19 protein-coding genes and 2 pseudogenes are annotated in these 22,391 nt (G+C 69.5%); 3 read left to right on the forward strand and 18 right to left on the reverse strand.

Going from position 1 to position 22,391, the window contains the following annotated elements:
* Positions 1-331: 331 nt before the first annotated feature.
* A complete protein-coding gene (locus tag ACWEQO_RS33655) occupies positions 332-976 on the forward strand; it encodes a hypothetical protein (RefSeq protein ID WP_452986349.1) in 645 nt (214 codons plus the stop codon).
* 1,679 nt (positions 977-2,655) lie between these two features.
* A pseudogene (locus ACWEQO_RS33660) lies at positions 2,656-2,757 on the forward strand (hypothetical protein); the annotation flags it as partial.
* Positions 2,758-2,866: 109 nt separating this feature from the next.
* Here ACWEQO_RS33660 and ACWEQO_RS33665 read toward each other — a convergent pair.
* From ACWEQO_RS33665 to ACWEQO_RS33695, 7 genes are all read right to left on the reverse strand, one after another.
* Positions 2,867-3,313 (reverse strand): hypothetical protein, encoded by a 447-nt coding sequence (locus ACWEQO_RS33665; protein ID WP_452986366.1) that lies wholly within the window; start codon positions 3,311-3,313, stop codon positions 2,867-2,869.
* A gap of 250 nt (positions 3,314-3,563) precedes the next feature.
* Positions 3,564-3,779: a hypothetical protein gene (locus ACWEQO_RS33670; RefSeq protein WP_109542258.1), complete on the reverse strand. Its 216-nt coding sequence runs from the start codon at positions 3,777-3,779 to the stop codon at positions 3,564-3,566.
* Positions 3,776-4,210, reverse strand: a complete 435-nt coding sequence (locus ACWEQO_RS33675) for a hypothetical protein (RefSeq protein WP_452986350.1) — start codon at positions 4,208-4,210, stop codon at positions 3,776-3,778. Before ACWEQO_RS33675 ends, ACWEQO_RS33670 begins: the two co-directional genes overlap by 4 nt.
* A 1,194-nt stretch (positions 4,211-5,404) precedes the next feature.
* The gene (locus tag ACWEQO_RS33680; protein WP_452986351.1) at positions 5,405-6,769 is read right to left on the reverse strand and encodes a DUF317 domain-containing protein; all 1,365 of its coding nucleotides are present in this window, start codon (positions 6,767-6,769) and stop codon (positions 5,405-5,407) included.
* Between the two features lie 62 nt (positions 6,770-6,831).
* The gene (locus ACWEQO_RS33685) at positions 6,832-7,962 is read right to left on the reverse strand and encodes a DnaB-like helicase N-terminal domain-containing protein (RefSeq protein ID WP_452986352.1); all 1,131 of its coding nucleotides are present in this window, start codon (positions 7,960-7,962) and stop codon (positions 6,832-6,834) included.
* Positions 7,962-9,236 carry a DNA cytosine methyltransferase gene (locus tag ACWEQO_RS33690; RefSeq protein WP_452986353.1) on the reverse strand — a complete coding sequence of 425 codons (1,275 nt, stop codon included), beginning with the start codon at positions 9,234-9,236 and terminating at the stop codon, positions 7,962-7,964. The genes ACWEQO_RS33685 and ACWEQO_RS33690 overlap by 1 nt, the downstream gene beginning before the upstream one ends.
* Positions 9,233-9,847, reverse strand: coding sequence for a hypothetical protein (locus ACWEQO_RS33695; RefSeq protein WP_452986354.1), 615 nt, complete (start codon positions 9,845-9,847; stop codon positions 9,233-9,235). The genes ACWEQO_RS33690 and ACWEQO_RS33695 overlap by 4 nt, the downstream gene beginning before the upstream one ends.
* A 401-nt stretch (positions 9,848-10,248) precedes the next feature.
* On the opposite strand from ACWEQO_RS33695, the gene ACWEQO_RS33700 reads away from it, so the two are divergent.
* Complete coding sequence (locus tag ACWEQO_RS33700; RefSeq protein ID WP_452986355.1) at positions 10,249-10,809, forward strand: barstar family protein; 561 nt, start codon at positions 10,249-10,251, stop codon at positions 10,807-10,809.
* Positions 10,810-10,844: 35 nt separating this feature from the next.
* Here the strand turns inward: ACWEQO_RS33700 and ACWEQO_RS33705 are convergent, their stop codons facing one another.
* The 11 genes and pseudogenes from ACWEQO_RS33705 to ACWEQO_RS33755 all read right to left on the reverse strand — a co-directional run bounded on the left by ACWEQO_RS33705 (position 10,845) and on the right by ACWEQO_RS33755 (position 21,720).
* Complete coding sequence (locus tag ACWEQO_RS33705; protein ID WP_452986356.1) at positions 10,845-13,295, reverse strand: tyrosine-type recombinase/integrase; 2,451 nt, start codon at positions 13,293-13,295, stop codon at positions 10,845-10,847.
* Positions 13,288-14,484: a tyrosine-type recombinase/integrase gene (locus ACWEQO_RS33710; RefSeq protein ID WP_452986365.1), complete on the reverse strand. Its 1,197-nt coding sequence runs from the start codon at positions 14,482-14,484 to the stop codon at positions 13,288-13,290. Before ACWEQO_RS33710 ends, ACWEQO_RS33705 begins: the two co-directional genes overlap by 8 nt.
* A 62-nt stretch (positions 14,485-14,546) precedes the next feature.
* A pseudogene (locus ACWEQO_RS33715) lies at positions 14,547-14,810 on the reverse strand (hypothetical protein); the annotation flags it as partial.
* A gap of 174 nt (positions 14,811-14,984) precedes the next feature.
* On the reverse strand, positions 14,985-15,809 hold the full coding sequence (locus tag ACWEQO_RS33720) for a hypothetical protein (protein WP_452986357.1): 825 nt from the start codon (positions 15,807-15,809) through the stop codon (positions 14,985-14,987).
* A 40-nt stretch (positions 15,810-15,849) separates the two neighbouring features.
* A complete protein-coding gene (locus tag ACWEQO_RS33725) occupies positions 15,850-17,637 on the reverse strand; it encodes a type IV secretory system conjugative DNA transfer family protein (protein ID WP_452986358.1) in 1,788 nt (595 codons plus the stop codon).
* A 224-nt stretch (positions 17,638-17,861) separates the two neighbouring features.
* Complete coding sequence (locus tag ACWEQO_RS33730; RefSeq protein ID WP_452986359.1) at positions 17,862-18,491, reverse strand: hypothetical protein; 630 nt, start codon at positions 18,489-18,491, stop codon at positions 17,862-17,864.
* Positions 18,488-19,303: a DUF317 domain-containing protein gene (locus tag ACWEQO_RS33735; RefSeq protein ID WP_452986360.1), complete on the reverse strand. Its 816-nt coding sequence runs from the start codon at positions 19,301-19,303 to the stop codon at positions 18,488-18,490. Before ACWEQO_RS33735 ends, ACWEQO_RS33730 begins: the two co-directional genes overlap by 4 nt.
* Positions 19,294-19,650, reverse strand: coding sequence for a hypothetical protein (locus ACWEQO_RS33740; RefSeq protein ID WP_452986361.1), 357 nt, complete (start codon positions 19,648-19,650; stop codon positions 19,294-19,296). The genes ACWEQO_RS33735 and ACWEQO_RS33740 overlap by 10 nt, the downstream gene beginning before the upstream one ends.
* Positions 19,651-19,678: 28 nt before the next feature.
* Positions 19,679-20,482: a DUF317 domain-containing protein gene (locus ACWEQO_RS33745; protein WP_452986362.1), complete on the reverse strand. Its 804-nt coding sequence runs from the start codon at positions 20,480-20,482 to the stop codon at positions 19,679-19,681.
* Positions 20,479-20,862, reverse strand: a complete 384-nt coding sequence (locus tag ACWEQO_RS33750; RefSeq protein WP_452986363.1) for a hypothetical protein — start codon at positions 20,860-20,862, stop codon at positions 20,479-20,481. Before ACWEQO_RS33750 ends, ACWEQO_RS33745 begins: the two co-directional genes overlap by 4 nt.
* 111 nt (positions 20,863-20,973) lie before the next feature.
* On the reverse strand, positions 20,974-21,720 hold the full coding sequence (locus tag ACWEQO_RS33755) for a hypothetical protein (RefSeq protein WP_452986364.1): 747 nt from the start codon (positions 21,718-21,720) through the stop codon (positions 20,974-20,976).
* Positions 21,721-22,391 lie beyond the last annotated feature (671 nt).

Below are 22,391 nucleotides of genomic sequence, written 5' to 3' on the forward strand. Positions count from 1 at the left end.
TCCACGGCCGGGTACTCACACCCTCCCGAACGGCCGAATCCTCACATCGGTCACGGCCTACCAGGCCACTTCAACAAGATCGTGTTACGAGCTCTTAGATTGGTGCCGGGGAACCGCGATCGGTGAAGTTGTAGCCGTCTTCAGGACGGACGATGAAGACCCCGGATCCAAGAGGGTCTTCCACGGATGCTCTGTGGATGCGATCTGCCCACTCGCGACTGGGCCACCGTGTGTCGCTGTCCCAACGGATCCCTGCGAGGTTGACCTCACCAGGGTCCACGGTGGTGAGGTCGGAGCCAACGAAGCTATTTGCCGCGTCAGTCAGGTTGTCGTGAGCTTCGACGAGGTTGCGGCCGAGGTCGGGGGCGAGGGAGAGCGCGAGAGCCGCGAGGACAGGGTGGCGCTCGAGTGCGAAGGCGAGCTTGTGAGCGACGTTGAGGGCACTATTGACGAGGCGGGCACGATGGACGTCGAGGCCACCGGCGAGGGCGCGTGCACAGGCGATGTCGAGGTCGACGGTGAGGTCACTGACGAGTCTGACGGCGAGGTAGTCGTCATGGAGGATGCGGTCGAGGGAAGGTGGGTGGGCGGCGTCGAGGTCAAGGGCGAGGCCACGAGCGAGGTCGAGACTGAAGTCGAGGCCGAGAGCGCGTTCGAGGTCGCGGTCGAGGTAGCGGTAGCGTTCGAGGTATCCGACGTTCCCGCGGACGCGTTCGAGGTCGCGGACAACGTCGCGGACAAGGTCGAGGGCACGGACGGGGTCATGGGCAAGGGCGCGTTCGAGGTTGCGGGCACGGTCGCGGAGGCGTTCGAGGTCAAGGATGAGGTGGGGGACGCTTCCGACGGCGTGGACCCGGTCGCGGACGAGGCCGAGAGCGCGGTCAAGGCCGAGGGCGAGGTCGTTGGCGCGGTCATGGGCGGGGGCGCGGTCGCGGGCGAGGTCGAGGGCTGCGGCGGCGTTCTCCAGGAAATCTGAGATCGTCAAAAGGTCGTCACGGCGCCGGAGCCGCTCCTGTGGAGACATGGTCTTCCAGCGAGCCGCTACGTCAACAAGCCTCTGCCCCAGCATGTGGCCACGGAGTGGATCGGCCTGGGGAGTCTCACGAGGGCGAGGAACATCCGGAACTGGAGCGGGAGGAGACGTAGCAGGACTACCCGGCTCGGATAGCAGGTTGGAAGGCTTCAGGGGAGGCCAGCCCGGTGCGTCGCCGTGCGGTGTTTCTGTTTTTCCGCCAGCCGTGCTCCGCGCGGAGGCGTGGGATGCTGCCGGGTGCGATTGGATGCCCAGCAGTGAGGTCAGCAGACGGCGTCCGAGGGGAAGCCGGCGCTGTCGTGCGACGGCTGAAAGCCAGTTGCCCGAATTACCGGTGCCCAAGACAGCTGCAGCGATACGTCGGCTCACGGAGGGCCGCTTCATCGTGTCGTACCTTCCCCGCCGATGGCTGGTCCGTGCGGAAGCTGGGGCATCTCGTGGCTGCCGAGCCCACTGCCTTGCCCGCCTACGGGGTTCTCGAGTTGACCATTCGACTGCGGTTCGGCGGCTGTGATGTCCGGCTGAAGGTTGGTGGGCAGCGCGTCGGAGCGGCCCTCGTTGCCGGCCGCGGAGGCTGAGGGCGCTATCGGGGGGGGTCTGGGTCGCGCTGGCTGTGGCCGGCTGTGAATCTCGGGCTCCGGGGCTTGCCGGTGTCGGCCGCTGAGCAGGCGATACGGGTTGCGGGGAAACTTCGGTCGTACCTGCCTCTGCGCCTATCGCTGTCTGCGGCGCGCCGGTGACTGCATCGCTCACCGACTGGACACGGCCGAGCTGAGTCAGGATCACCGGGGCCGAGATGCCGACGACGACGGCCGCGTATGCACCGCTGATCTGGCCCGTGGTGCCGAAAAGCACTGCGGCCCCGGCGCCCATCGCGCTGTGCACAACGACTGCAACTGGGTCGGCGACGGGGTCGAAGTACTCCTGGAACCGGGGTGCTCCGCTCTCCTGCCCGGCGGGTAACCCCCGATGGGCACGGCGGTCCGACTGCCAGTCCAGGCACCGGTTGTAGGCGTCAAGGAGCCCGCGCAGTGCACCTCCCGCCGCTCCCAGAAGGATCAGCATTGGCACGTCCAAGAATTCCCCCCGGTGGTACTGATGCTTGGCTCCCGTATGTGGAATCCGCCTCACGAGCGTAGGGCTCGACGTGAGACCGAAGAAAGGGGCGTGCTGTCGCACACGGCGCCGATATACCGGCGCCTGTCCGCGCAGTTGGTGCAGGCTCGCCGCGAGGTCGGCTTCCCTGGCCTGATCGACACCGTCCGCGAGGGCCACGTGCAGCCAACCTGCCGGAAGTGGGCGTGTTCGTGCGGCAGATGCCAGCCTGGTTTGGTTCCGCCTGGACAGGACCGAGGGGTGGAGGGGCGCGGTCACCGTCGCGACAGCTGGGCGGACCTCCTACTTCGCTGGCCACCAGAGCGAGGAATAGCGCAGGGGTGGAACACTGCCTCTTCACCAGTACCCATCGAAAGAGTCGAGCTGCGTGAGGTCCGCGTCTGGCTGACGGCGGATCAGGCTCAGCCGGTCGACGGGGTCTCGTACAACCAGGTCCCCACCACTCCTCTGCCGCTCGGCTCGGAGGCCCTGGACGACGACCGGTGGAGGTGGAAGGTGCAGCGGACATGGCCACAAGGGGACGGCCCGGCTCGGTCGTCGTGCATGTCTGGGACTGTTCCGAGGCGCCGGCCGCGATTCCGGAGATTGACGTGCTCGAGGCGCTGGAGGTGCTGCGGTCGACGGCCGGGGCGGTGCCGTGCAAGGAGTGCGGGGCCGCCGTGGCGCTGGACCCTGCGGTAGACCGGTCCAGAGGCACCACTGGCCCGACCGGCGGTGCTACGAGGCGTCCGGCTCGACGTGCTGCCCCTTGGGGTGGTCTTCCCGGCAGCGGTCGCACCAGCTGGCAGGGCGGCGGTCGCCGCGGAGGCGGTCGAACACCCACTGGTGTGCTTCGGGCGGTTCGCCGCAGATAACGCAGACGCCGGGGCGCATGAGCCCTTCGAAGTAGGTGTGAGCGAAGCCGCCGGGGCCGTCGTAATCGTCGTGCGCGACTCCTAGGCAGTCCCGGCCGGCCCGGCAGCGGCCGCAGCAGTCATGACCGAAGACGGTCGGGTCCACCTTTTTCTGGCACCCCAGGTGGCTGCACACGAAGTAGCCGCCAGCATGGTTGGTCCACGAGCGGACGACTCGGTCGGTGTCCTCCTCCTCATCCTCGACCTCGGCGGCCGCAGTGGCGCGAGTGTTGGAGAGGAAGAGGAAGCCGGCGACCGCCGCGGCGGCCACGCCGCCGACCACGACACCCGCTTTGCCAACGGGTCCGAGGCTGTTCCATCGGTCAGCTATGCGCTGGCGCAGGGTCCTTTCCTCATCGCTGCCTTCTGGCGGAGGGCCGGAAGGTTGAGGATCGCTACTCGGAGAGCGGGATGTCGTATCGTCCGGCGCTGCCATTTGACAGGTCGTCCTCTCTGTCCTGGGACCGGCAGTTTAGAGAACTGCCAGTCGCTTTCGGTCTGTCTGCTGGCGGCGGCCCGGCTCAGCGCCCGCGGTCCTTGGGCGCGAGCGCGGCGCAGACCGCCCACAGCAGCAGGGCCAAGGGGGTCGCCGTCACTGGGGCCATCACGAGAGCGATGTACAGCCAGTCCCGCACCGTGGGGGTGGGCATCACGGCGAGACACGTCCACTCCATGACGATCAGGCTCAGGAGATAGAAGCCGATTAGCGTCTCCAGCCACTTCGGCATGGTGTTCACGACGCTCTCAACTCCGCGGTCTCCACGAGGTGGGTGAACCGCTCGTCAGGCCCGGGGCCGACGCGCGCACCAGGCGGGTACCCCATCTCCGAGGTGGCGTGGCACGGCATCGACTCCTCGTCGCTCTCCAGCAGCACTTCGACGTACTGACCGGAAAGACTCACGATCCGGCCCGGCCGGTCCGCGTGCTTGACCGCCAGGCCGACGCGCAGGTCGAGGCCGTAGTAGTTCCGGATGTGCTCGAAGCTGGACTTGATCCGAGCCTTGATGCTGGCGGCGTGCTCCCGCAGCTCCTCGATGCGGTCGAGTGTGTCGTACCGCCACTGGTGCTCGTCGCGGGTGCCCACGGGCGGGCCGTCGTACAGGCTGGCGTACAGCATGCGGGCTTCGCCCTCCATGCGTTCGGTCTCGGCGAGGATCACGGCGCTCACCGGCTCGCCTCCGTCTGGGCGAGGCACAGGAGGCTGGCCGTCAGGACGGCGGGGTCGTAGGCGGTGGTCACGATGCTCTTCCCGGAGCTACAGGCCGATGCCTCCGGAAGCGGCGTCGGTCCAGGCATCAGTATCGCGGGTATACCCCCAAAAACAGGCGAGTTGGCGGCCTGCGCCTGATCCCCGGAACGGACGCGACGGGCGGTTGCGGTGTGCGGCCGGGGGATCGGGGCGGGCCTGTGTGGTGTTGCGCGTCGGCGGGCCGGGGCGGCCTGGGCGGACCGCCGGGTCACGTATCCGCTCATGGTGACGACCACATGCTTCTCACGGGACGTGGAGGCGGCAGCAGCAAGGTACGGCATCACTCTGGTTGACAGCACGACACTGCGCACCTGGGCCAGCTTCGGTAAGCCCTTGGAACTTGGCTGACGGAGAGATAGGAAGAGTACGTCTTGCGCAACGACCTCGGCACCGCCAACTGCAGGGCCATCGGCACGGACGGGACTTCACCGGCCCCAGTCGGCCCTGGTCAGGAGGCCATGCGAGACACCACACCGAGCGGTTTCAACGTTCCGTGCTTCACTGTCTGCCGCGTCGGGAGGACTTGTCAGACCCTGGCCGTAGGGTCGCTGCATGTCGATACCCAGTGAGCTGGCCGCGGGCGCCGGTGCCGCCTTGGGCCGCGAGAGAACGTCGGCGGCGGCCTGGCCGCCGACGCGGGGTGTTCCGGATCTTCGGTAGAGAGCCTGCTCTCCTCATCGCGTCCTCCCCGCCGACGCGGGGTGTTCCGGGCCGGGCAGGCCGGGCAGGTCATGGACGTGCTGTCCTCCCCGCCGACGCGGGGTGTTCCGGCGGCGCCCACGCCGTACTCGGAGCCGGTATGGTCCTCCCCGCCGACGCGGGGGTGTTCCGAAGAGCGTGAGGGGCACGGACCCGGTCGTGAAGTCCTCCCCGCCGACGCGGGGGTGTTCCGCGGCGAAAGTGGCTCCGCAGGTAGTACAACGGGTCCTCCCCGCCGACGCGGGGGTGTTCCGCCGAAACACAGCCGGATACGGTGCGGCGCGGAGTACTCCCCACCGACGCGGGGGTGTTCCGGTGCGTGAGCTGGACCAGGCCGCGCAGATCATGTCCTCCCCGCCGACGCGGGGGTGTTCCGGACCTGCAGTGGTCCATCTGCGTGGTTCAGTTGGGTCGTCACAGGCTCCGGCTGGCGGCGTGTGGGTTGGTGACGCGCGGGAGGCCGGGTGGAGTGGTGCTGAACTGTGTAGACCTGCGGGTCGCTGCCGACTTCGTGCGGGTGCCGGTGCCGTGGGCGAGGTCCTCGGTGAGGCTGGCCAGGAGCGGGGCGGGTGTGTAGGGCGAGGCGTGGAGGGCCCAGGTGGGGCGGTCGATGCTGGGGCCGGCCCAGAGGGTCCAGGTGGGCAGGGCGCTGGGGTTCTGGGCGGCGAAGGCGTCGAACTGGACGCCGGCGTCGCCCGGGGTGGTCTCCCAGCGGATCCATCGGCCCTCGATGGTGTGCTTCCAGCCGGCGTCGGTGAGGGGGCGGGTGGCTTCGGTGACGGTCTTCTCGGTGGTGGGGCTGCCGATGGCTGTTTCCCAGGCGTCGCCTTCCGCGAGTCTGCTCAGGAGGGTCTTCAGCAGAGGGGCGGGGGTGGTGCCGGTCAGGGTGAGGTGCCACATGCGGTCGGAGACGGGTGTCTCGTAGGCGGCGAAGGTCCAGGCGGTCTCGCGGGGATTCGTTTCGTGGACGAGTTCGGCCCGCAAGGTCTGTGACTCGTGGATGAGGTGGGTGGTGTCGTCCGACCAGGTGCGCCATTTCTCCCATTCGTCGTGTTCTGTGACGAACTCGTCGAGGGCGGCATCGTGGTCCGCCGGGTCGGCGGCGTAGGCGGGAACCATCTCGGTCCGCTGGGTGGCGGGATCGGGTTCCAGTGGGCTTGGCAAGTGCAGCGTGCTGCGGGCTTCGGCGGCCTGGCGCTCGACGGCGGTCATGGGCGCGGGCCCGGGGCGCATGGTGTCGCCGTGGAGGCGTTCGAAGGCGGCGAGGGCCTTGGCCGGTGAGTCGAAGGTCTCGGTGATCGTGCGCAGGTGATTCTCGCCGTGGAGGGCGACGCTGCTGCCGTCGCGGTAGGAGCCGACGGCGACCACGGTCCCACTGTCGTCGGCGTGGGCGTGGATGACGAGACGGCCGTAACGGATGTCGTCGTAGATCTTCTGGGCTTCGTCGGAGATCTCACGGATCTCCTGGCGGGTGCACCAGGGCATGGGGTAGTCGGCCCAGGTCCACTCCTCGTCAATGGCTTCGCACAGGCTGGGCGTGATCTCGGCGCTGATGCCTTCGGCGGTGAGTGCCTGGGCGGCCCGTTCTGCCCAGTAGGGCTCCTCGTGGTCGATGCGGGCCATGACCAGTGTGCGCTCGTCCACGCTCTCGAAGCCGCGGACGCTCAGGTGAGCGTGGGGGATGTGTCGTGCGGTTCCGGAGATGGTGGCGACGACGGCGCTGCGATGGGAGGGGTGGGTGTCGAGGCGGACGTGTGTGTCGATGGACGGTGTTGTCAAGGTGGGTTGCTCGATTCGGCCTGGGGTCGGGCCATGGGGTCTTGGCCCTGGGCGGGTAGAGGTCAGCGGGAGATGCGAGGGGAGGGCGGAGTCGTTACCGGGGGTGGGCCCGCCCGGGGCGGGGGTGAGGTTCGGGAGTGGGCGGGACCGGTTGGTGGTGTGGGGTGGTTGGCCCGTTCCCAGCGGGTGCGCAGCGAGGTGAGGTCTGCCAGGGCACGGCGGCTGCCGATGAGTAGCTGGTACGGGGTGGTCGCTGGATCGTCGGTGAACGCTGTGATGCGTGTGCCTATGCGATGTGCGGTCGTGAGGACGGCGCGCTTCAGGACGCGTTCGCCCCAGTAATGGGGCGAGCCGCCGGGTGGCGTGTCGAGGAGGTCGAGCAGGTTCCGGGGGGTGATCTCCGCGGTGAGCAGGTCCTTGTGCTGGGCCTCCCACAGGACGGTGACGGGGTCGACGGGAGCTCCGCTCCGGGTCAGGGCGGTCAGGCACTGCCACAGGCCGACGTGGAGCGGATGGGTGAGGTCCTGGGCGGTCAGCCAGCGCATCTGCTCGGCCTCCGCGGGGTGTGCGGTCGCAGTTGCCAGCAGCGACCGCTCCTCGTCGAGCGCTTCCTCGTCGTGACCGCCGAGTGTGTCGCTGGGCGGTGGCATCGGTGTGCGGGGCAGGGAACCGGGGTGCGCGGGGAAGCGGGCCGCGAGGTCGTCGGCGCAGCGGGCGAGGGCGTCGGCTTCGGCGAGGGTCGCGGAGACGGGCCGGGGAAGCGTGGGGTCTGTCGCGGTCTGTATGAGGCGGTGGGCGTGCAAGCGCAGGGTACGGCGGGCGTGGTCGGCCTCGACCATCCGCGCGTAGGCGGGCGCGTGCTTGGGCCATGGGCAGATCTGGACCAGCGTGTGCAGGTAGGAGGCGGTCAGTCCGCGGGCCTGCTCGCGGGCGGTGGTCAGGACCGCGGACAGCCAACCGGCGTCCTTGGCGTGCCGGCCGGGGTCGGGGGCCGGCAGGGAGCGGATCGCGGCGAACAGGGCGCCGTGGGCGTGGTGGGAGAAGGAGTCGGGTCCGACTCCGGTGATGTCGGCGAGGCGGCGGGGTTCCAGGAGGAGGGCGCCGAGAAGGGCCTGCTCGGCGTAGTGCACCGGCTGCGGCGGAGGCGGCGTGTCGAGGCCGCCGTCCTCGTCGGGGGCGTGGTCGGGGAGCATCAGGCAGCGAGGGTGAAGTCGTCCGGGTTGACGGGTACTCGGAGGTGCGGGGCGAGGAGGTGGGCGGCGAGCAGCGGGGGGACGGCATTGCCGATCTGGGAGAACTGCTGGCCCTTGTTTCCTTGCCAGGGGTAGTCGGCGGGGAAGGTCTGCAGGATGCCGGCCTCCTGGGCGGTGATCCGGATCGGCTCCGGGGCGGCCTGGGACTCGTCGTCAGACGGGGTGCTGACGGGCTCGGCGACCCAGGTGCACTCGTTCGCGCGGTGCCCGAAGAACAGGGTCCCGGCGGGCTCGTCCAGCGGCCGGACGGTGGCGTTGGCCTGGCTGTTGCTGCGCAGCGCCCACTTCCAACGGGTGGCCTTGCCGGTGAAGGTGGGCGCAGGGCTCCCTGCGGGGGTGGCCGAACGGGTGCCGTGCCGCGTGGTCCAGCCCGCCCCGCGGATCTGGGGTTCGAGCACCACCTCCGTGGGAACCCTCTGTGGGCGCCACAGACCTCGCTCCCGGGCGGTGGCAAGGGCTTGGCGTGAGCCGGAGGGGAAGGGCTCGGGGCCTCCGCCCGGTCCGCCGCCGGCGCACACGGTGGGGACGGGCCGGTCGGTGGCGCCCCAGCCGAGGGCCTCGGCCATGCTGACCCACCGGGCGAGGCCCGGACCGAACAGCGACTCGGGCTCGGCGACGTGGGCGTGGGTGGGCACGGGCGGTTGGGCTGTACGGATACGGGAGGCGAGGAGGATTGCTCGCCGTCTCGTCTGGGGGACGCCGTAGTCGGCGGCGTTGAGGATGCCCGTCCAGACGGAGAAGCCCCAACGGCGCAGGACGGCCGCGTACTGCCGCCACAAGGGCAGGACGTCGGGGACCTCCTCCATGGCGACCCACTCGGGTTCGCCGACCGTATTCAGGGCGTGGAGGTAGCGCATCGGTTCGGCGGCCAGCATGCTGCGTTCGTCCCGGCAGGCCGCCAGTAGCTTCTCGCGGGTGTCCCGCCCGGCGGCCAGGTCCGCGACAGCCTGGTGCACCAGCGGCTGGTCCACCAGACCCAGACGCTTGCCGGCCATCGACCATGCCTGGCACGGCGGGCTCGCGATCAGCCCCCACGTTCGGCCGACCCACGGCCACGTCGGGTACAGGGCCACGTCCGTCCGGATGGTCAACTGGCCTGCGACAGTACGGGTCTTGCAGGCCCACTTGTCCCACTCCAGGCCGACGTCCCGAGCACCCAGCACGGTCAGGGCGTGGCTCCAGCCGCCCGGTCCGGCGAAGAGGTCGAGGATCAAGAGGTCAGCCCGAAGTCGTCCTGTGCCGGCGCGTCCGCATCACCCCGGCACGCCCAGGGCGAGCACCCGTCGGCCACGCCGTGCTCCAGCTCGTACACGTCCGTCAGCTCGTCCTGGAGAGCTGCTCGTTCGGCGGCGGTGACGTGGTCGATCGGTGCCTCGCTGAGGGGTACGCGCGAGCGATGAAGGAACGCCTGGCCGAGCAGCTTGTTGCCGGTGGCGTTGGCGCGGGCGTTGCCCTTTCGGATCGCGGCGTCGAATTCGACGACGTCCTGCCATTCTTCGGGGCTTGTGTCGCGGATGTGGCGCCATTGCGCGTTGCCGTGGAAGGGGCACCCCAGGCACGACGATTTCGGTGTGTCCGCGAGGCCGAGCGACGCCAGGTAACGGGTGCAGTCGCTACGGGACCAACCCATCTCGATCAACGGATGGACGTTCTTCATGTAGCGGACGTCGGCGTCCTTGGCGCGATGGAATTCGTCCGTCGAAATGCCGATCCACTGCTCGACGAACACATCCTTCGGGATGCGCTGCGGATGGGGGTATCCGAGGAGTTCGCGGACCTTCTTCTTGATCGGCTTTATTTTGTACTCGCCAGTGCTTCTCTGCACTTCACTCTCATGGGTGAAGGCGGGTATGTGGCTCGTCAAAGGGCCTCCGAGATGGATGGGATGGGGTCAGGGGTGGTGACGGCGCTGGCGGCCGCCGGGCAGATCCCCGACGTCGGTAAGATCAGCGCTCTCATGGGGGTGCGATGCGAACATCGGGGCTGGGCGGCGAGGGACAGAAGTACGCGCTGACCTCGGATGAGGACGACAGCGATTTCTGGGGCTTCGCTCACGAGGCCGAGGGGCTGTTCACGCCCCTGCCGGAGGAGGAAGGAGCGCGCCGAGTGCACCTTGCGGGTTGCCTCCCGCAGGGCGGCCTAGTGAGGTGCGTTGACCACGTCGGCAGTCGTCGTGCTGTGGCGGGGAACGCCTGGTTCGAGCTCCTCGACGGTGACGGTGCCACCATGGGGTCCTACTTTGTCAACGAGGTCACCGTCATCGACGTCAAGCCCTCCGCCCGCGGCGCCGACCTCGTGGACCTCACGGTGACGCTCTGGTGCGAGAACGCCCTGCCCGGAGCGGAACGACTGTGGGAGCTGATCCGCAGCGGTCACTTGAACCACACCGAAATGTGGCACGAACTCGCGCCCGAGGACCGACACGCGTGGCTGTCGGTGGCCCTGTGGTCCCGGGAGTACCAACGTCGGGGGAAGCCCGATGCGCCTGCAGGTCAGGTGTTCACCTTGGACGGCCGACACATCAATGACAGGGACACCTTCTACTGCGCGATCGGTGAGGCCATCAACGGCCCCGGTGGGTACTTCGGCTGGAACCTGGACGCTCTGGACGACTGTCTGAGAGGCGGCTGGGGCGCGACCACTCCGTTCACCTTGCACTGGGACTCCTCGGCCGAGGCTCGGACGCGGTTGGCAGAGCGCGTGCCCGCCGGTGAGCGCGAGCTTGTGCTGTTCGACCTGCTCCTGGAGATCTTCGAGGAACGGGGTGTGAGCGTCATCCTTCGGTGACAGCTCGTTGCTTCGAGGCATCGGTCTGGGGGTCGTCATTCGGACTCCTGCGGACGGCGGCGTGCGGGGATGCCGAGGTGGACGGCTGGTCGCTGGGCTCGGCGTTGGGTCTCGTCGCGCTTCGCGCGGAGGAAGGTGAGGGTGAGGTCGATGCCCTCGATCTCACCGATCCAGCCTTCGGTCTCGGCCTGCGTCCTGCGTTGCAGGAGGTCGGCTTCGAGCTCGGAGAGCCGGGCGAGCATCTTGGGATTGACGTGGAGCATGGGGCAGCGGATGCAGGCGTGTTCGTGCTGGCAAGGGGTGCCGTAGGGGCGTCCGCAGGATCCGAGCTCGACCTTGCGGCGGTCGAAGTGCTCCTCGAACTCGGTCCACTCGTCTGAGGTGGTGTCCCGGTATTTGTCGGTGGGACGGATCTGGCGCCGGTGTTCCAGGTGCTCCTGGTAGTGGCGGATGACGTCTTCGTCGAACACCGCGACGTAGCCGCGAGTGGTCTGGACATTCAGGTGCCCGAGCAGGGCCGCGCCGATGTGGATCGGCAGGCCGCTGTTGACGAGTTCGGTGATGAAGATCCGGCGGAAGTCGTGCGGGGTGAACTTCAGTCCCTTGAAGCCGGGGTGCACTTCGGCGAGGGCGAGGCAGCGCCGCTCGATCATCTTCTGGATCGTGCCGACGTTGAAGACCGCGGGAACCGTGCCGTTCTGTCGCTGGAACAGGAACGGCATCGGCGGACTCCAGACCTTGTCGTGCGGGTCGTAGCGAGTCACGAGCGGGATCGGCCGGCCGGTGCGAGCGTGTCGGCGGATGATCGAGGCGATCACGTGGAAGAGCTCGGCGGACATCGGGATCACGCGTTCGCGGTCGGTCTTCGAAGGTGCGATGACCAGCAGTGCGATGACCTCGCCACCGGGCCGCTGGTACTGGCGGATGCTCAGGTGGGTGAGCTCGCACAGCTCCTCGACGCGGACGCCGGAGTGCCGCAGCGTCTCCACCGCTGCCCAGTCCCAGAAGGTGGTTTCCTCCTCGGCGGCGATGTGGACCATCTCGCCGCTGTCGTTGTTGCGCAGACGCGGCGGGATCGGTGCTGTGTGACGGCTGAGCTTGCGGTCGGTTTCGCTCAGCACGCGTGTGTAGCTGGTGCCGGCGAACGTGAACGACTCTCCCTCGGCCGCTTCCTCGGCGAGTTGCAGAAGCTGGCGGAAGTGGTCGTAGCGGGACTCGACGTGCTCGACGAGTACCGGCAGCAGCGGCTGACGCTGGCGCGTGCGGTCGGCGCTGCGTTCGTTGATCCGTCGACGGCGAGCGCCGAGCCCGTGCAGGTCGGAGGGTGGGACCGGGCAGGGAGCGACCCACGTAGCCCACCGCTCGGGTTCCTGAGCGGCCCAGGTGTGCAGGTCGTAGTAGAAGCTGCGGACTGAGATGACCAGGCTGTCTGCTCCGGCGCGCGGAGCACCGTTGTCCTTGACGGCGATCATCTGCCGCCAGGCGGTGTAGATCTCCGGGGAGATCCGCAGGTCAGCCTGGTCGGGGTTGAGGCGTTCGATCTTCTCCCAGAAGTGGTGGGCCAGGTGCAGGACCAGGTTCTTCAAGGTGGCGTAGTCGGTGTCCGCGCGGCGCCGCGTGAAGTAGTCGATCAACAGCCCGCGAACGGCCTGGTTGCGGATCGGGTAGTGATCGACGAGCTCCTCGACGCTCTTCTGGCCCCGCATGAGAGCAGCGCGCATCGTCGCCGGAACGGTCGGTGGAAGGTGGCCCGTGGCGTGGAGCACGTGCCACACGCCTTGGCCACGGAGCCGGTTCCCGGCCTTGTTCCCGGGGTCCACCACCGACCAGGCCCGCCGGTTCTCCTGCGCGAAGTGCAGCAGCGCGGGAGCCGTGACGTCGCTCAGCGCGACCCCCTGAACGGCGAGCAGAACGCACAGGTCGAACAGGGCCTCGGTGCGGTGCGCGTAGGTGTGCTGGTGCACCTCGACCTGCTTGGCGAACTCGTCCAGCAGCGGATCGCTCTGGGCGGAGATGAAGTGGGCTGCGAAGCCGGTCATGTGGTGGCGCCGGAAGGCCACCAGGGACGGTTGGATGACGCGCAGGCAGATCAGGGCTCGCAGGCCGGTGGTGAGTTTGACGCTGGGGCTGCGGCGGCACTCCAGGTCGTTGACGTCGGCCAGTCCTTGCCCGACAGGGCTGGCGTCCCACCGTTCCTGCCAGGTCAGGCCGGGGTAACCGGCCAGGTAGTCCAGGAGGAGCCCGGCGGCCTGGCCGCGCTGCTGTCGCGTTGACGTACCTCCGTCCCAGGTGTCGACGACCAGCTTCGCGATCGACCGCGAGCTGCTGCGGGAGAGGTCGCCGAGCGGGCGGGGTGGCATGGCGGCGGTGGCCGGCTCGGCTGTCATCGGGCCGCCGACGAAGCGGCTGGGGTAGTCCAGGCCCTCGGCGATCGGGCCGTGGCGGCGGCTGACGCCGGTGGTGGGGCTCGCGGCGGTCTTAGGCACCGAACACCGCCGCGATGTCGTCGGCGGCGTAGCCGGTCGGGTAACTCACCTGGGGGCGCGGCTGGTTGTAGTGTTCCAGTAGGGCGTCGAAGATCTCCTCGACCCGCACCGCCAGGTAGCGGCTGGTGGTCTGGATGTTCGCATGGCGCAGCACCGCCTGGACCTCGGGCAGCGTGAGCTTGCCGCTGTTGGCCATCCGGTGGGCCGCGGTGTGGCGCAGGTCGTGAAGCGTCCAGTTCGTGCGCAGGTTCTGCTGGGCCCGCTGCACCACTCGACGCATAGCCCAGTAGGTCAGAGGCCGGTCTTCACCGTGCCGGGTCCGCCAGACGGGCTCGCCAGCCTCTGGGGTGCCGGTGCTGTCCAGGTAGCGGGCCAGTCGGACACATGCCTCCGGTGAGATCGGCACGAGCTCGCGTTCCCGGGTGCCCTTGGTGATGACGTAGAGGCCCGGCTTGGCCCAGTGGATATCGTCGGTGCCGACACCGAGCAGCTCCTCCGCCCGGGCGCCGCTGGAGACGTAGTAGTCGAGCAGGGCTCGGTCCCGCTCGCAGCCCATCGCGGCGAACAGCTCGTCCCACAGCGGGTCGGGGATGGAGCGCGGAGGCCGACCGGTCACCTTCTGGCGCAGCCTGGCCCGGCCCAACACCGGCTTGGGCGCCAGCGGGCTCAGGTGACTCAAGGCCCGGCGTCGCTGTGGCGAGATGGGCACCGGGTTCGCCACCGGACCTCGTCCGTAGTGCGCGTGGAACGCGTAGAAGCCGCTCACCACAGACAGGGCGTGGTTGATCGTCGTGGGTGCGTACCCAGGGCCGAGGTACGGCTTCCCGGTCCGCGGATTGACCGTTCCCGGAGGCGGCGACTGAGGGTTGCGCCGACGACGCTGCGGGTTCGGGGCCGTACGCAGCCAGCCGGTCAGGACAGCGGTCTCCGCCTCGGTTGCCCGTTCCCAGGCCACATCGAGCAGCCACAGCAGCCGGAACCAGCGCAGCATCCCGAACCCGTAGCTACGGGCAGTCAGCGGACTGCTGTCGCTCAGCGCCAGGTCGCGCAGGTACGCGGTGACCGGCTCTACCTCGCGTCCGAGACCGTCGATGACGATGAAGGGAGGGTGGGCCTCACCGGTTTCCACCACGGAACCAGCGTGGGGCAGCTGGGCCCGACCCTCCATCAGTTCGTGACGTAGATCCACTTCACTCTCCTTGATCGCGATGACCGACACCGCGATCAACGAGGAGAAGAGGTGCAGATAACTGTGCACTGGCGCCTGGTCATGCCCTGCTTCCCGTCCTGGTTCAGGATGTAAAGAGGCATGGAGGCGAATCGGTGATTCGGGTCGAGGGCGTCGTCGCGAATGTTTCCGGAGGAGACGCGCAGCACAGGGATTCCGGCGGGCCTGGCTATCTCTGTCTCCAGGCGGTCGAGGTGCTCATATACAGCAGCCGGTTCCCAACCTGTGTCGGCGAAGATGGCGTAATCGACTTTCGGAAGGACGCCTTCGGCGGAAAGAGCGAGCATGACGCTGGACTGGACTCCCGCGCCGAGCGATATGGCGCGGAACTGCGGAGTGGCGGAAATGGAAAGTCCTGAGGGTGAGGTGGTGGGGAGAGCGGGCCGGCGCTCAGCGATGCGTATGGAGTGCGTGGGAGATGCTGGCGGCAAGAGCGCCCGCTTCGGCGGGGAGCAGGCTGCTCATCGGCGCCTCCCGCCCGGCTTGCTGGGTGCGGGTACCTTGCCCGGTGATGCTGAGGGCGTCGGTCCGGGCCGCTGGGTGTCCAGCACCAGCTTCCCGGCGGCCGTGACCGTGACGTCCTGGCCGGCGATGGCCGAGTGCTGTGTGTCGATCCGGATCAGACGGTGCTTCTCCAACACGGCGAAGGGTGTGGCGTGGATGCCGCCGTCGCCGGCCATGACGCTCCTGCTTCCGCCTCGGCGCTCGTAGCGGCGGGCGCCGCCTTGGGCGATCCTGCCGAGTGCCGTGTACTGAGCGTTGGTCAACTGCGGCAGTGACGGGCGGTGTTCTGGGCGGTCCTTCAGATCGCGGGCGATTCCGGCCGCCGTGTACCGGCAGCACGTTGCGCACAGGTCGAGGTGGTGGGCGGCCGTGGTCAGGCTCTCGGCCAGGAGGGGCATGGCCTCGGCGTGCCGGGCTTGGTGCACGGCAGCATCGTCGACCGGTGGGCCTCCGGCGAAGGCGGCGGCTTCGAGCGGGTTGTCGGCCACGGCTCTCGCCAGCTGCGAAGCGGCGAGAGAGCCGGAGGCGATGACCTCACTGAGCGTCTCCAGGGAGGAACGACTGCCGGGCACGGCCGTGTACTGGCTGCCATCGAGCACGGACAGGCGGACCAAGGCGCGGCCGACGAGCTCGTGGATGGCGAGGATTTTGGGACCGAGCTGCTGCAGCATCTCGCTGCCCGGTTGGGCGTCCAGGGCGGTGACGGTGGTGTGCAGGGCGGCGAAGTCGGCGCCGAGCTTGCGGAGATGGCCGATCTGCACGGGCAGGTCAATTCGGCGCATGGTGTTGGTGGGGCTCCGGTGGAGTGGCGAGATGCTGTGATCAGGTCGCAGGGCCGAGGTCGTCCTGTGCAGGGGCGTGCTTGGTGACGGCGCGGGTGGTGATGGCCTTCGAGGCGCGGGCGGAGGCGGCGGACAGCTCGTCGGCGCCGGGCTCCAGGTACCAGGGGCGCAGGTCGAGCATGGCGGCGCGCATGCCGGTGGCGAAGCACAGGGCGGTGCCCTTGGGCAGGGCGCGGATGGCGTCGGCGGGCAGGATCCGCTCCTGCCGCATGGACACCGAGGTGGACTTGCCGGACTCGGAATGGGAGGTGGAGGTGGTCTCGACGTCGTGGTCGCCGATCAGCCGGGACAGCTTGTCGGCGAAATCCGGGTCGTCGATGCCGGAGCCGATGACCTTCACGGTGGAGGCGGACCACATGGCGTCCATGCCCGCGTCCCCCCAGACCTTCTGGCCCTGGCGATAGGACTGCAGGATGGTGATCGGGATGATGCCGCGGCTGCCGAGGTGGGAGTACAGGTCCGGCAGGTCAGAGATCTTGCAGACGTTGGCGGCCTCGTCGAGGATCGCGAGCATCGGCGGGTCGAGGCGTCCGCCGGCGCGCTCGGCCTGGGCGGTCGCGGCCCGCATCACGGAGTCCGCGCACGCGGCGATCAGCGCGCTCGCTCCGCCTCCGCCGTCCTTGCTCAGCAGGTAGAGCGTGTCGGTGGAGGTGACGAACTGCGACGGGCGGAACTCGGGGACGTTCTTCTGCGGGGTGACCCAGGCGGCGATCTCGGAGTTCAGCAGGGCGGCGGCGTACTGGCGGGCGGTCTCGTAGATGCCGTCGCGGGTCTCGGGCGGGCCTTCGACGGTTCCCTTGAGCTGGGCGGCGACGGCGGTGAAGTCGTGGTCGCGGAGGATGTCCAGCGGGGTGCGGTCGGCGGGGAAGGCGAGCCACTGCATGACGTCGGTGATGGGCCGGTCATCGAGCGCGGCGGCGAGGAAGAGCTGGGACAGGATGTTGGACCCGGCCTTCGACCAGAAGTCACCCTGCTGGGAGGCGTCCACGCTCGCGGCGAGGAAGTGCCCGGCCAGGCGACCGGCACCGTCCAGCGTCTTGGCGTCCGCGAGGGGGTTCCACCACATCTCGCGGGACGCGTGGGCGATCTGCTGCGGGTCCATCGACCACACTCGCCCCGCCGTGGCCCGGGCGTCGAGGGTCGCGGTGTACGCGTCGCCCGCCGCCTTGTTCGAGGTCAGCAGGACCGGGCCGGGCGCGTTGAGGATCGAGGGGGTCGCCAACGACGTGGTCTTGCCGGAGCGCGGGGCCATGATCGCGACGGCGACGTCCTCATACCCCATGCGGACCTCGTGCTTCGTGCCCTGCAGATTGCCGAGGAGAACACCTGTGTCCTTGGCGTCGATGCGCTTGGCGGTCTTCAGACTCGGCCGCAGGGAGCGGGCCTTGTCGGTGATGGCCTTGGCCAGCAGGGGCTCGATGTCCCGGGGCCTGGCCATGCCGGCGATCTTCTTCTTCCGTTCTCCACCGGTCTTGTGGCGCGACCACAGGATGACGGCCGCGGTGGCGAGCGCGAGCAGCACGGCGGCGGGGACGAGACGGGCTCCGATGAGCAGAGATGTTTTTCCGGCGTGGGGCCAGAGCTGGTCGGGGTGGAGCAGAGCGGTGGTGGGCGCGTATGAGGCCCAGGGCCGGCCGGCCAGCCAGGCGGTGATGTTGCCGGACAGCCAGGCGAGGTGGGACAGGGGGACGACGATGGCGGCCATGCCCAGGAGGAGGCGGAAGGCGATGTCGTAGCCGTCGGAGGGCTTGCTGGCGGAAGGGGGCAAGGGCGATGTGCTTCCGGGCGAGGGTGGGAGGCGTGGGTCAATGGGTGTTGCCCGGGTGGGCCGGTGGGCGCCGCGGGGTGCTCGGGGCCGCCGACGGTGCGCTGCGGCGGGCAGCGAATGTGCGGATGTGGTTCTCCAGGGCGAAGGCGATCAGGCCGACAGGCAGGTTGGCCTCGGCCCGTGTGATGCGGTTCGGGTCGACGGTCTCGGGAGGCGGGGCCCCACTACCTCCGTACCGGGGTGGTCCGGCCGGCCACGGGCGCCGGCTTCGCGGTCGGCGGCGGGGCCAGGTGTGACCGGGGGGTGCGGGCAGTGGTGTTGATGTCGATGACGGCGTGGCCATGAGTGGCCCAGTCGTCGAGGTAGCTCCATGCCTCGGCGTAGTGGTCGGCGAGCGCGGCCTCGTACGTCGGCGTGCCGGGCCGAGTGGTGAGGGGGAGGTCGGCGCAGGTCTGCTGCCACTCCTGGTGCAGGACGTCCAGGCGGTCGAGCGCGTCGCGCAGGGCGCCGAGCTGCCAGGCCCAGCGGGACTGGACCGCACGGGCGGGCAGTGGGGCGAGTTGTTCTTCTGCGGTGGCGAGGAGTTGCCGTGCGGTGGGGTGGATGGCCTCGAATGCTTCGGCGGTCTCGCGGTCGCGCCGGCGCTGTCGGAGGCCGTAGGCGTGTTCGTCGAACGGCCAGCCGTCGAGATCGGTGTTCTCTTCGGAGTAGTAGTCCCAGTTGGCCAGGATGCAGGTGCTCTCGCGTAGGAAGACGGAGAGCTGCTTCAGAGTGGCGCGGTGGGAGTCGGAGGTGGTGGAAATGACGGGTCCTTGTGGGGTGGTGATGTTCGGAGTCCCGTGTTCGGCGGTCATCGCCACAGGGAGGCAGACGGAGATGGCGGCGGAGCGGGGACCTTGACCGTCTCGGGCTGGGGGCGTCGCCGGGCCGCACGGATCCGGGCACCAAGGGCACGGAGTCGCTCGGTGTGCGCGTCGACCACGTGCTGCGGGGACAGGGGACTCGGCTCCTGCACGGCGCCATGGGCGGTGCGGTCGAACATGCCGCGCTGGAGCGGGGCCGGGTCGGCGAGTGCGGTGACGAAGGCTTCCACCAGGCGAGTGGGCGTCTGGGCATCGAACCAGGCGTGCCAGAGTCGGAGGCAACGGGAACCGTGTCCGGGCTCGTGCGCCTCCACGTGCCAGGACACGGTGGCGTTCCGTTCGGGACGCCGTTCGACGCGGCACGTGGCGTCCGGCGAGCTTGCGGCACCGCGCGCATCGATGAGCCAGCCTGCGGAGTCCGCCGCGACCAGGGGGTCGCGTGGCTCGGCGGCCGAGGGGGTGACGAGGGCATCGGTGACAGCGCTGAGGACCTCGGCGGGAACGAGTTCGCCGAACTCTGCGTACCAGCCGGGCTCGGTGTCGGTGGGCTCGGCCCGCAGCCGCCACCGAGCGGCGGTGGTGGACTGCGGGTCGAACTGCAGGCTGTGCCGGTGGTCCGGGCTCGTCAGTACGATCTCCGGGCTCAACGGATCGGACGTGCGCGTCCATCCGGCCGCGGCCAGGCCGTGGGTGACGTGCCGGCCGTCGCCGGGGCCAGCCAGGTGGCGCGGACTGGTATCGAACGGGACGCGCCAGGCGTGGGTGTCGGCGAAGGCGGCGAGCTGCCGTTCGCTCACGGGCACGGGCCGCACTCCGGCAGGGTCTCGGGTGCCTTCCGGTACAGGCCGCGCAGATCGTCGAGGGCGTAGTGGAGGGTGTGCTGGTCGGCCTGCTCCCACGCGGCGGTGCGCAGCTCCTGGATCAGGAGGTCGGTTTCGACGGTGTGAGGCGTGGCGGGGTGCTCCTGCACGGCTCGGGCCAGGGCGCGCAGGGCGTCGGCGAGCTGGACGGGGACACCGGTGTACTCGTCCAGCAGCGGCTCGATGAGGCCGAGTGCCTCGGCGGGCTCGGGGTTCTCGCGCAGGTACTCGGTGAGCCGGGCCAGGGTCTGGACGGCGGCGTGGATGTTGCTGGGGGTGGGTGCGGGCATGGAGCTCCTTGGGGGGAGGGCGGAAGGATCAACGGTGGGCGCGGGCCCCGCGCTGGGTGGCGCGGGGGCGCGCGGTGGTGGGGGGCTGGTTGGCCTGCCAGGAGGGGCGGGCCCAGGCGGCAGTGCGGGCGGCGGTGATGCGGGCTTGCTGCCAGGCGCTGAGCTGTGAGGGGAGGACCGAGACGGAGGTGGTGCGGATCCGGGTGCTGTGGGGGACGCGTCCGCGGGGGCGCATGACGGGCTCGGGGCTGGCAAGGGCAGCGGCGTAGCTCTGCACTAGGTGCATCGGGGTGGTGGCGGTGAACTGGGCTGTCCAGCCGTTGCCTTGGTGAGCCTGGGCTCCGGACCACCACATGGCGTGGCCGTCGGGGGCCTGGTGGAACTGCATCCAGGCCGAGCGGTCGGGGCTCACCGCAGTGATGTGGCCGTCGCCGGGTGGGATGTGCCAGCGCTGTTCCTGGAGCGGGGCCCAGACGTTGGGAGCGTGTGCGGAGTGAGGACGGGTGAGCGCGTCGGTGAGCCCGGCGACGATTTCGACCGGTGCTTGGCGTCCCAGGATCGCTGTCCATTCCTCCTGGTGGGTGGTGGCCTTGCCGTGGATGGTCCATCCGCCGGGCTGGACGAAGGGGTCGTACCCGATGCGGATGCCGCGGTCGGGGCTGTCCATAAGCAGGGGCCCGCCGGGCTTTGACCGGTCCCGCCATCCAGAGGCGCGCAGGAACTCGGAGACGTGGCGGATGTCTCCGCCGCCGGCGAGGGCGCGGGGCTCGATCAGGTAGTGCTGCTCGGCCTGCTCGCCTGGACTCCAGCCGTGCCACTGCTTTTTCTTCACCGGCGGCGCCGGACGACGAGTGGTGCGGCGTTCGGGGGCGGTGCGGGAGTGGGAGCAGGGCGGGTGATCAGTTCGGCGAGCGTGTCGGTGTGCTCGTCGAGGTCGAGCACGATGTCGTGCAGCTCGTTCGCGGCCCGGCCGAGGGCGAGCCAGACCTCGGCCAGCAGGATGCCGCGTTCGGCCTGGTCCTTGGCGAAATGGGAGCCGGTGGCCACTAGGTGGGTGACGCGGCCGAGGACACCGTCCTGCGGTTCGAGGACCCGTGCAAGGACCTGGGTGGCCTCATGCGCAGGGAGTTGGGAGAGATGGTCGGTGAGCCGGGCGAGCTGGCGCGCGATCTCGTCGGCGAGCCGGGCCGGGCAGGGGGTGGTGTGGGGCATGGTCCTCCCGAGCGAGGGGGCGAGGTCAGTGGCGGTGGCCGATCTACATGAACTGGGGCGCCTCGCGCCGGGGATAGGACAGCGGACTGGCGTGCCCGCTGATGTTTTGCGTCACCGTCCCCTCCCGGCCGAGGCCCTGGTGGTGAGCGGGGCCGGGGTGGGCGCTGGCGGGGTGGCAGTGGGCGGGATCCGGCCCGAGGGAGACTGAAGCGCGGTCGTGATGCCGCGAGCGTCGAGCTGCGGACCGATTGCCCGTACGGCGCGTGCCTGGGCGGTGGTGTCGTCGCCGCTGAGGCGGTAGATGCCGTCGTCGTCGCGGATGAACCCGTTGGCGGTCAGGACTTCGGCGGCCTTCTCGCTGACAGGGGCGGCGGCGAGGCTGCCGTCCGGCTGCCAGGTCAGGACGACGAGGTCCGGCTGGGACGGCCGGATGCCTGCGGCGTTGCAGTGGGCCTGGGCGAGAGCGGTGTCGAGACGGGCCAGTAGGTCGCCGGTGACCAACTCGGCGCTGTGGAACGGGTCGTCCGTCAGGACGATCCCATCTGGTTCACGCAGGCCCCGGAATGCCTCCGAGGGAAGGTTGCTGGGGGCGACGGCGGCGATGAGGAATCCGTCCCGTCCAGGCCGGTCGAGGACGACGAGCTGCGCACCGTCCTGGCGGGTGAGAACCGCTGCTTGCTGGAGCGGGTGCTTGATGAGGGCTTGGGCGACGAGGTCCATGTCCCAGATACGGTCGGTGAGTTCGGCGAGGTCGTCCTTGTCCTCGGCCGGGTGATGGCTACTGGTCCAGGCATCGGGCAGTTCACCGGCGAGGACATCGGCGAACGAGACAAGGCGTCCGGAGTCGTGGTCGTGCATGTCTTCCTTGGTCAGATGGGACCGCGTCAGTGGCGCAGCCCGACGACAGTGGGCGGAGGCGGTACGGCACGTGGCGGGGCAGGCAGGCGCACATGCTGGAGCGTTCGCGCTCTGTGGCGGGGATCTCTTCCACGTAGGTGCTGCGGCCGGGGTGCGAGGTGCCGGTCTGCGAGGTAGCGCAGGCCACACGCGGGTCGGCGGTTTCGTCCATGCCGTCGTGGGAGGCGGTCAGCTCGGTGAAGACCTCGGCCCCTCGTCAGTGGTGGTGGCCTTGCGGATGCACTCGGCGAGCTGCGCGACCTGGGCGCCCAGCGGCAGTCAGTGAGGCGGGGCGCCGGGCGGTGTGAAAGTCCTTGTCGCAGTCGATGCGGTAGCCGACGGCCCGCAGCCGGGCTACGGCTTTGGTAGCGAGGCCGAATCTCCTACGGTGATCATCGTGGGGTGTTTCGTACCACGGGTGGGGCGGTGGCAACACCGGTTCGCACCAGGGTCTCGCAGAGCGGGCCGTGCGGAGTGTGGGTTTGGGCGTTGACTCGGGGGGGGATCACGTCGGTGTTGCTCTGGTGGCCTTGGCGACCTAGTACTGCAACGGTGTTTGGCGTGACTGCTGACCAGATCGGTCGTTGGTGTGGTCATGGGTGGGGACCTTGCGGATGTCAGGCTGTGGGCAG

This window comes from Streptomyces sp. NPDC004051, assembly GCF_053604275.1.